The following is an 8,211-nucleotide window of genomic DNA, read 5'->3' on the forward strand; positions in this document are numbered from 1 at the left end:
CAGCAACTATTTTTTCTCTAAATAACGCTGCTCCTCCACCTTTTATCGCATTAAAGTCTTTATCGATTTCATCTACACCATCGACAGCAAGATCAATATGATCGATTTCTTCTAATTCTTTAATAGTAAGACCCAAACTTTTAGCTAATTCCACAGTTTGAATAGAAGTTGATACCATTTCAACATTTAATCCTTCTTTTACTCTGTCAGCTAGTGTATGAACAAAATAGAATACGGTCGAACCTGTCCCTAAACCAACGATCATACCATCTTTTACATATTCTACAGCTTTTTTACCAACAACTTCTTTTAGATTCATTTCGGTTCCCCTCTTTATGTATATGTTACTTTAAAATTATTTATATTCTACTAATAGATATTTCTTCTTACCGCGTCTAAGTACTGTAAATCCATCTTCTAGTCTATCTTTAGCTTCTACAACATATTCTAAATCTGTAACTTTATCACCGTTCACATAAACAGCACCATTGTTTACATCTTCACGTGCTTGACGTTTTGATTGTACCAGTTTGCTCTCAACTAGGAAATCTACGATATTGTATTCTTTTTTCTCTAATTCAGATTTTGGCATACCTTTAACAGCTGCTTTTAATTCATCGTGAGTTAGTTCTTTAATGTTTCCTGAGAATAATGCTTTTGTAATGTTTAATGCACTTTCTAATGCTTTTTCACCATGAACAATTTTCACCATTTCTTCTGCTAATGCTTTTTGAGCAAGGCGTAAGTGTGGTTCTTTTTCTGAGCTTTCTCTTAACGCTTCAATTTTATCTTTTTCTAAGAATGTAAATTTCTTAAGAGCTGGTACTACTTCTGTATCCGCAGTGTTGAACCAGAATTGGTAGAATTCATACGGTGTCGTTTGTTCTGGATCTAACCATACTGCTCCACCTGTAGATTTACCAAATTTAGTTCCATCAGATTTAAGCATTAATGGAATAGTAAATCCATATGCCTCAACATCTCCACGAAGTTTTCTCATGATTTCTAGACCAGTAGTAATGTTACCCCATTGGTCTGAACCACCAATTTGTAATTTAACATTATGGTGTTCATTTAAGTATGCATAGTCAATACCTTGTAAAATAGTATAACTGAATTCTGTAAATGATAATCCGTTATCTAGACGGCTTGAAATTGAATCCTTCGCTAGTAAGTAGTTGATGTTTACTAATTTCCCATAATCACGTAAAAATTCGATCATAGAAAGTTTTCCTAACCAGTCACGGTTATTTACAAATTCGATATTGTCATCTCCACGGAAAATATTACGAAGTTGCGCTTCAAGACGACGAGCATTATCTTCAATTACCTCAAGGCTTTGTAATTGACGCTCTTCACTTCTTCCTGATGGGTCTCCGATAATACCAGTTCCTCCACCTACTAAAATAACAGGTTTATGCCCATGCTGTTGAAATCTTTTTAATGTTAAAAATGGTAGTAAATGACCAATGTGTAATGAGTTACCCGTTGGATCTGTACCACAGTAAATCGATACACTTTCTTTTTCTAATAATTCTTTTATTCCTTCTTCATCTGTTTGTTGATAAACTAAATCTCTATATTTTAAATCTTCTAATAATTTACTCATTGAAATACCTCCATAAGAATTTTAATACACTTATCTCAATTATATCATATTTTTTACTTTTTCTTTTATCTTTTTCTTATATTTTAAAAACAAACTAATAAATTCTTAAGGGAATTCCTGTAGAAAAAAACTAGATTCTATCATTAAAAACAACTAAATCTTCTGAACTTAACTTATAACTTAAGAATATGGGAGTGACTCTAAAATCGTGATTTCCTAAGAAACAAAATTTTGACAAGTCACTTCCCGCAGTGGTTTATTAGATATCTAAAAAACTTTCATAAAGTGAATTTAAATATCAATAAACCACTACAATCGTAAGTTCTCATATGAGTTTTTTCTAAAATTTAGGACTTTTTAGGAAATCATCTTACCCGAAAATTAACTATATATCCTCCACTCTCCTAGCATATAATTTAGTTTTTCCTGTAAAGTTATGGTATAATAGAGCTTATAGTATGCAATCTAAGGAGATTTCAATGAAAAACAAGAAGATACTAACTTCTATAACGCAATCCCTCCTTCTTTCAACTGGACTTCTACTTAGTCTAAGTGCGGGGCTTGCTATTGGTTATGTGGGTGGCTTAGTTAAAGATCAACCTGTCTTAACTCAAAAAGAAATGAAAGATCAAATTAATAATATTAGTCAAAACAGTGAGGTCTACTTCGGAAGTGGAGAAAAATTAGGTACTATTAATTCCGAACTAATTAGGAAAACTGTCTCTTATGAAGAATTAGGAGATAATGTTAAAAATGCGATAATCGCTAGTGAAGATTCAAACTTTTATTCAAACAGTGGTGTTGATATCTTCGCCGTTATACGCGCCTCTCTTAGTGAAGTAACAGGAGAGAAAACAACAGGTGGTAGTACTATAACTCAGCAATTAGTAAAAAACCAGCTTCTTGATAATTCAAGATCTTATGAAAGAAAGGCAAAAGAAATATTACTAGCACTTCGTGTAGATAGTCATTTTTCTAAAAATGAAATCCTTGAAAATTACCTAAATGTTGCCTCATTCGGGAAAAATAGTTTAGGGCAAAACATCAGTGGAATCGAAACTGCTGCACAGGGAGTTTTTGGTGTTCACTCTAAAGATTTAAATATAGCTCAAGCAGCTTATCTTATAGGATTTGTCCAATCACCATACAGATACACACCATTTGATTCAGCTGGAAATATCCGTCCTGATGAAGAACTTCAAACAGGGTTTGAAAGACAGCAATATGTATTAGAACGCATGCTTTCAAATGAGTTTATTACTAAAGAACAATTTGAAGAAGCAAAGAAATTCGATATTAAAGGTGCCTATACTAAACAAAAATATTCAGAATATACTGACTACCCTTATATTCGTGATGAGGTAACAAGTTCAGTTGCAGAGATATTAGCTGAGCAAACTGCTAAAAAAAATAATAGAGAAGAAGAATTTAAAAATAATTCTGACTACAGAAATGAACTAATCGAAAAAAGTAGAATTAAATTCATAACTGGTGGTTATAAAGTAAAAACTACACTTGATAAAAAACTTTACGATACTCTTCAAGAAACGAAAAAACAATTCGCTTCTTATCCAACGTACACTCAGGGTGGTGTTGTTTATCCATTAGAAATTGGAGCATCGGTCATTGAAAACAGTACTGGTAAAGTATTAGCGTTTATCGGTGGTATGGACTACAAAAAACAACAACTTAACCACGCTACAAGAACTCGTCGTTCACCAGGTTCTACAATCAAACCACTATTAGTTTATGGACCAGCTATCGATAAAGGTTACATTACTCCTAATTCAACAGTTTTAGATAAGAGATTTAACCACTATGGTTGGAAACCTGAGAACTATGACATGTCTCAACGAGGTTACCTTCCTGCTAGAGAAGCTTTAGCTAGATCTCTTAACTTACCTACTGTAAGGCTATACTCTGCGTTTTATAAAGAGGATCCTGTCACAAATTACCTAGAGAAAATGGGTGTTGAAGGCCTTACAGAAAGTGATAAAACTAACTTGGCTACTGCCATTGGTGGTATGACATATGGTCTATCTGTTACTGAGAATACTAGTGCCTTTTCTACTTTTGCAAATAAAGGTGAACACAAAAAGGCACATATTATCGAAGAAATCGAAAATAATAATGGAGAACTAATTTATAAAGCTGATTTCTCACCAGTTAAAGTATTCGAAGAATCTACAAGTTATCTAATCGTCGATATGCTTGGAGATGTAATCAATAAGAGTTATGGTTTATCTCATGATATGCCAAGTAAACTTAAATTCAATTCTAAAAACCTATTTGTAAAAACAGGGACTTCTGAGTACTATAACGACCTATGGGTGGTTGGTGGTTCTACAAAAATAACTGTTGGTCTATGGAATGGATACGATAGTCCGGCAAAAGTACCAAGTTATGACTATGCTCAAAGAAGCTGGATTGCAGTTATGAATGCTATTTATGCACTTGATAAAAACTTAATCTCTCCAGATACTGCCTTTAGTCGACCTAAATCAGTCGTTGACTCAAGTATTAACGGTTATAACAATGCAAAAGGTGGTACAAAAGATATAATTCCAAATGGCTTTAAAGAACTTTCTAAAGAAAAAACATTGGCGAAGTTTGGTTATAATATCGATAAGGGTATTTCATTTAGCGATCCTTCAAAAATCATTATTAAAGAAAAAGATGATAAAGATAAGGATAAAGATAAAGAACGAGATAAAAAAGAAGAGCGAGAAGATAGAGAAAGACGTACGGTAGTTATTACTGATTCATCATCAGAAAATTCAAGATATACAATTATTAACGAAGAAGACGAAGAATAACAAAAATGGGAGTGACTCGACAAAATTGTGATTTCTTAAGAAACAGAATTTTGTCGAGTCACTCCCACAAAGTTTATCAAATATCTAAAAAATTTTTATAAAACGAATTTAGATACCTATAAAACACTGCGTCTATAAGTTCTCATATAAATTTTAGGTTAGCCCCATTTTTTATTTACCACTTCTTACTCACCAAGAACGTCGTATAGAGCTGGAAGATCGTGTGCTTTAGCTATTTCTCCCCAATTTCCTACATCAGCCAGACCATCAGCATGAGTTACAGTATAAATAACTTTAGTTAATGTGTAAAACTCCTGTAATGGTTTTAATAAATTCTTAAGGTTTGATTTATTTACATCGCTCATCACTTTTTCATAAAGAGTTGTAGCAGCTTTACTATCAGTGCAATTTATTACATCATCAGGGATAATACCCGCATGCGCCAAGTACAACAAGTAATTATAAACAGCCTTAAAGGTCCTATATGAATCTGTTATTCCAACCTCACTAGAAGTTTTTACTCCTTTTTTATAAGAAAAATTACTTATCTGTTGTTGAATTGGACTTTTTATTTTTTCTACAAGTAAAGTTATAAATTCATCTGTTACCTGTTTTTGATTCTCCACAACATCATCTGGCGTGATATTTTTCTTCAATAATCTATTATAAAAATCACAAAAAATTTTATCTAATTCATACGTGTCTTCTTCTGTCAGATACTCTTCAGGTGCTACAAAATTCTTAATTAGTGCAGGAAATTCTATAGTTTTTCCTACATGAAATGTTCCTACCGTCATATTTAATGATTGAATAAAATCATTTTTTCTTACAAAATTATATATATGATGAGCATTTTTTGCATAATAATTAGAAGTGAATTCTTGGAGTTTATTAGTCGCCTCTAAATCTTTTTCTAAAAAATACTCCTGTAATTTTTTATTGTATTTCTTATCATATTTTCTTAGTTGTTTTAACTGTGGTAATGCTGTATTAAACGTATAAACTCGCTGGTATATTTTCTTAAGTAATTCTACGGTGATAGCTAAATGCCCACCTAGAGAATGTCCAGCTGCAACTTTATAGCATACATCAAAGTCTAGAATCTTTCTTTTTAAAAATTTATTAAAGTGACAGGCTGAATCAATCTGGCTAGTATTTTCACCAGAGACTATTCCTGTATAATTATAAAACCAATCACTAATATCTTCACTCTCACTACCCCTATATATAACAAGAAGTTCTTTAATTTCTGGTATATAAATTGCTGTAGCTTGAAATCCATTTTTCGTAATCTTTGGAATTGATATTCCACTATTGTATACTTCGACATCCTTGAATGCTTCTCCAGTAACATCTTTTATAATTCTTTTTATTTTATATTCTGCTGTACTCTGTTTCTTATTTCCTTTAATTAAATACTCATACTCTGTTAGTTTAGCTACGAGTAATGGATTATGGAAAAATCTTAACATAGTCAAATCACCTCTTTTATATAAAAATAATTATAACACATTTTATAGAGAATATAAAAATTCTATATCTTCTCAACTTATGAGAAAATATAGAATTTTATTTTTATTATACGTTAAATCTAAATAACATGATGTCGCCGTCTTTTACTTCGTATTCTTTACCTTCAAGACGAACACGACCAGCTTCTTTAGCTTTTGGCATACTTCCGTATTCAACTAAGTCATCATAACTTACAGTTTCAGCGCGGATAAATCCACGTTCGAAGTCAGAGTGGATAATTCCAGCACATTCAGGAGCTAACATACCTTTTTTGAATGTCCATGCACGTACTTCTTGCACACCAGCTGTGAAGTATGTTGCTAATCCTAGAAGACTGTAACTTGCTTTGATTAATTTATCTAATCCACTTTCATCGATTCCTAACTCTTCAAGGAACATTGCTTTTTCTTCATCTTCTAACGAAGCCATTTCTTCTTCGATTTTTGCACAAACTACGATTACTTGGCTTCCTTCACTTGCAGCAAATTCACGCACGCTTGCTACGTGTTTGTTAGAATCAACGTCTAGTAAATCATCTTCACTTACGTTAGCAACATAAAGCATAGGTTTCATCGTTAATAAATGTAATCCTTTTGCGATTTTTTGCTCTTCTTTATCTAATTCTAAAAGTCTAGCTGGTTTTTCTTCTTTAAGAATATCACGTACTTTAGAAAGTACTGCAAATTCTGCAACAGCATCTTTATCTTTTTGTTTTGCTTGTTTTTCAACACGTCCGATACGTTTTTCAACGCTTTCTAAGTCTGCTAAGATTAACTCTAAGTTAATAACTTCGATATCGTATAATGGATCTACTCCACCAGCAACGTGGGTAATGTTTTCATCTTCAAAACATCTAACAACTTGACAAATTGCATCTACTTCACGAATGTGACTTAAGAATTTATTTCCTAGTCCTTCTCCTTTAGATGCACCTTTTACGATACCAGCAATGTCTGTAAATTCGAATGATGTTGGTACTGTTTTTTTAGGTTCTACTAATTCTGTTAATTTATTTAATCTGTGGTCTGGTACCTCTACAATTCCTACGTTTGGATCAATTGTTGCGAAAGGATAGTTCGCCGCTAATGCTCCTGCTTTTGTAATTGCGTTAAAAAGTGTACTTTTTCCTACGTTTGGTAATCCTACTATTCCGGCTGTTAATGCCATAGTATTAATCACTCCTTTTCTTCATTAATTTCTTATATTACTTAGGCCTTGCCTACTCAACTTAACTATTATAACATAAAACACGAAACTTATCATTTAATATTATGCTATTTGAAAATATTTTGTTAATAATCATTAATTTTATCTATTGGTATATAAAAAGATACTAACTATTAAAAAAGTACGTACTTTACAAAAAATATTTTGATATGTAAAATATATTACGAGGATTGACCTAAAAGTCCTAAATTTTAAAAAAGTGTATACGATAACTCATAGACGCAGTGATTTATTGATATCTAAATTTACTTTTTAAAAGCTTTTTAGGTATCTAATAAACTGTGCGGGGGAGACTCGACAAAATCTTGTTTCTCTTAAGAAATCACGATTTTTGAGTCACTCTCTTTTAGTTTTTATTCGCTTATTTCCCTAGCTTTATGATATAATAAGAATATTATTTTATCAGAAGGAGGAACTATGCAAGATTTTATAGCACAATTTGGTAGCTTTGCACCTATAGTCTTTTTAATACTAGCATCTGTATTACCAATATTTTTATTCCCACCAGGGATATTCTCTGCAATTGGTGGTTATTTATTTGGTTTTACTCATGGTTTTATCCTTTCGATAATTTCATCGATAATCTATACTAGTGTGATGTTTCTTATCTCAAGATACTTCGCAAGTGACTACGTTGAAAAATACTTAGCTAAAAAACTATCGAAAAAACAATATGATACAATTTTCAATATAAGTGAAAATAAACTAACAATATTTCTAATAATCTATAGATTAATTCCTGTTCTTCCAAACAGTGTTATCTGTTACTCATATGGTCTAACTAGAATATCATTTAAAAAATATTTCATCGGTAATATTATAGGACTGATTCCTGGAAAAATGATTTGGCTACACTTTGGTACAACTCTAAACAATATCAGAAGCGTGGAATTCTTATACGGAATAATTATTGTTTTAGCTTTTGTCTTTATCAGTTCTAAAGTAGCAAAGCGATTTAATAAATAAACATAAAAGCTAGTGATTCTATTTAAAGATTCACTAGCTTTTTCATATTATGAATTTTTTTCAACTATTTTTTTAATTTTT

At 31.7% G+C, this 8,211-nt stretch carries 6 protein-coding genes; 2 read left to right on the top strand and 4 right to left on the bottom strand.

What is annotated here, in order from left to right:
- Both rpiA and tyrS read right to left on the bottom strand, forming a co-directional pair.
- A partial coding sequence (rpiA, locus tag RWN11_RS06040; protein ID WP_314160867.1) for a ribose 5-phosphate isomerase A occupies positions 1 to 319 on the bottom strand: 319 nt, incomplete at its 3' end.
- 36 nt (positions 320 to 355) lie between these two features.
- Entirely contained in the window at positions 356 to 1,609 is a 1,254-nt protein-coding gene (gene tyrS, locus RWN11_RS06045; protein WP_060913854.1) for a tyrosine--tRNA ligase, read from the bottom strand.
- Positions 1,610 to 2,088: 479 nt separating this feature from the next.
- On the opposite strand from tyrS, the gene RWN11_RS06050 reads away from it, so the two are divergent.
- Positions 2,089 to 4,425, top strand: coding sequence for a transglycosylase domain-containing protein (locus tag RWN11_RS06050; protein WP_314160869.1), 2,337 nt, complete (start codon positions 2,089 to 2,091; stop codon positions 4,423 to 4,425).
- A 185-nt stretch (positions 4,426 to 4,610) separates the two neighbouring features.
- Here RWN11_RS06050 and RWN11_RS06055 read toward each other — a convergent pair whose 3' ends face one another.
- A complete protein-coding gene (locus tag RWN11_RS06055) occupies positions 4,611 to 5,897 on the bottom strand; it encodes a DUF6792 domain-containing protein (RefSeq protein ID WP_314160870.1) in 1,287 nt (428 codons plus the stop codon).
- A 106-nt stretch (positions 5,898 to 6,003) separates the two neighbouring features.
- Positions 6,004 to 7,104, bottom strand: a complete 1,101-nt coding sequence (gene ychF, locus RWN11_RS06060) for a redox-regulated ATPase YchF (RefSeq protein WP_314086613.1) — start codon at positions 7,102 to 7,104, stop codon at positions 6,004 to 6,006.
- Positions 7,105 to 7,581: 477 nt separating this feature from the next.
- Between ychF and RWN11_RS06065 the strand changes: the two genes are divergently transcribed.
- Positions 7,582 to 8,130, top strand: a complete 549-nt coding sequence (locus RWN11_RS06065) for a VTT domain-containing protein (RefSeq protein WP_314160871.1) — start codon at positions 7,582 to 7,584, stop codon at positions 8,128 to 8,130.
- The last annotated feature ends 81 nt before the right edge of the window (positions 8,131 to 8,211 follow it).

The organism is uncultured Gemella sp. (assembly GCF_963519265.1).
Classification (GTDB): domain Bacteria; phylum Bacillota; class Bacilli; order Staphylococcales; family Gemellaceae; genus Gemella.

Coding starts and splice junctions, on each gene's coding strand:
- tyrS (WP_060913854.1), bottom strand. CDS start 1,609: ATGAGTAAATTATTAGAAGATTTAAAATATAGAGATTTAGTTTATCAA.
- RWN11_RS06055 (WP_314160870.1), bottom strand. CDS start 5,897: ATGTTAAGATTTTTCCATAATCCATTACTCGTAGCTAAACTAACAGAG.
- RWN11_RS06065 (WP_314160871.1), top strand. CDS start 7,582: ATGCAAGATTTTATAGCACAATTTGGTAGCTTTGCACCTATAGTCTTT.
- RWN11_RS06050 (WP_314160869.1), top strand. CDS start 2,089: ATGAAAAACAAGAAGATACTAACTTCTATAACGCAATCCCTCCTTCTT.
- ychF (WP_314086613.1), bottom strand. CDS start 7,104: ATGGCATTAACAGCCGGAATAGTAGGATTACCAAACGTAGGAAAAAGT.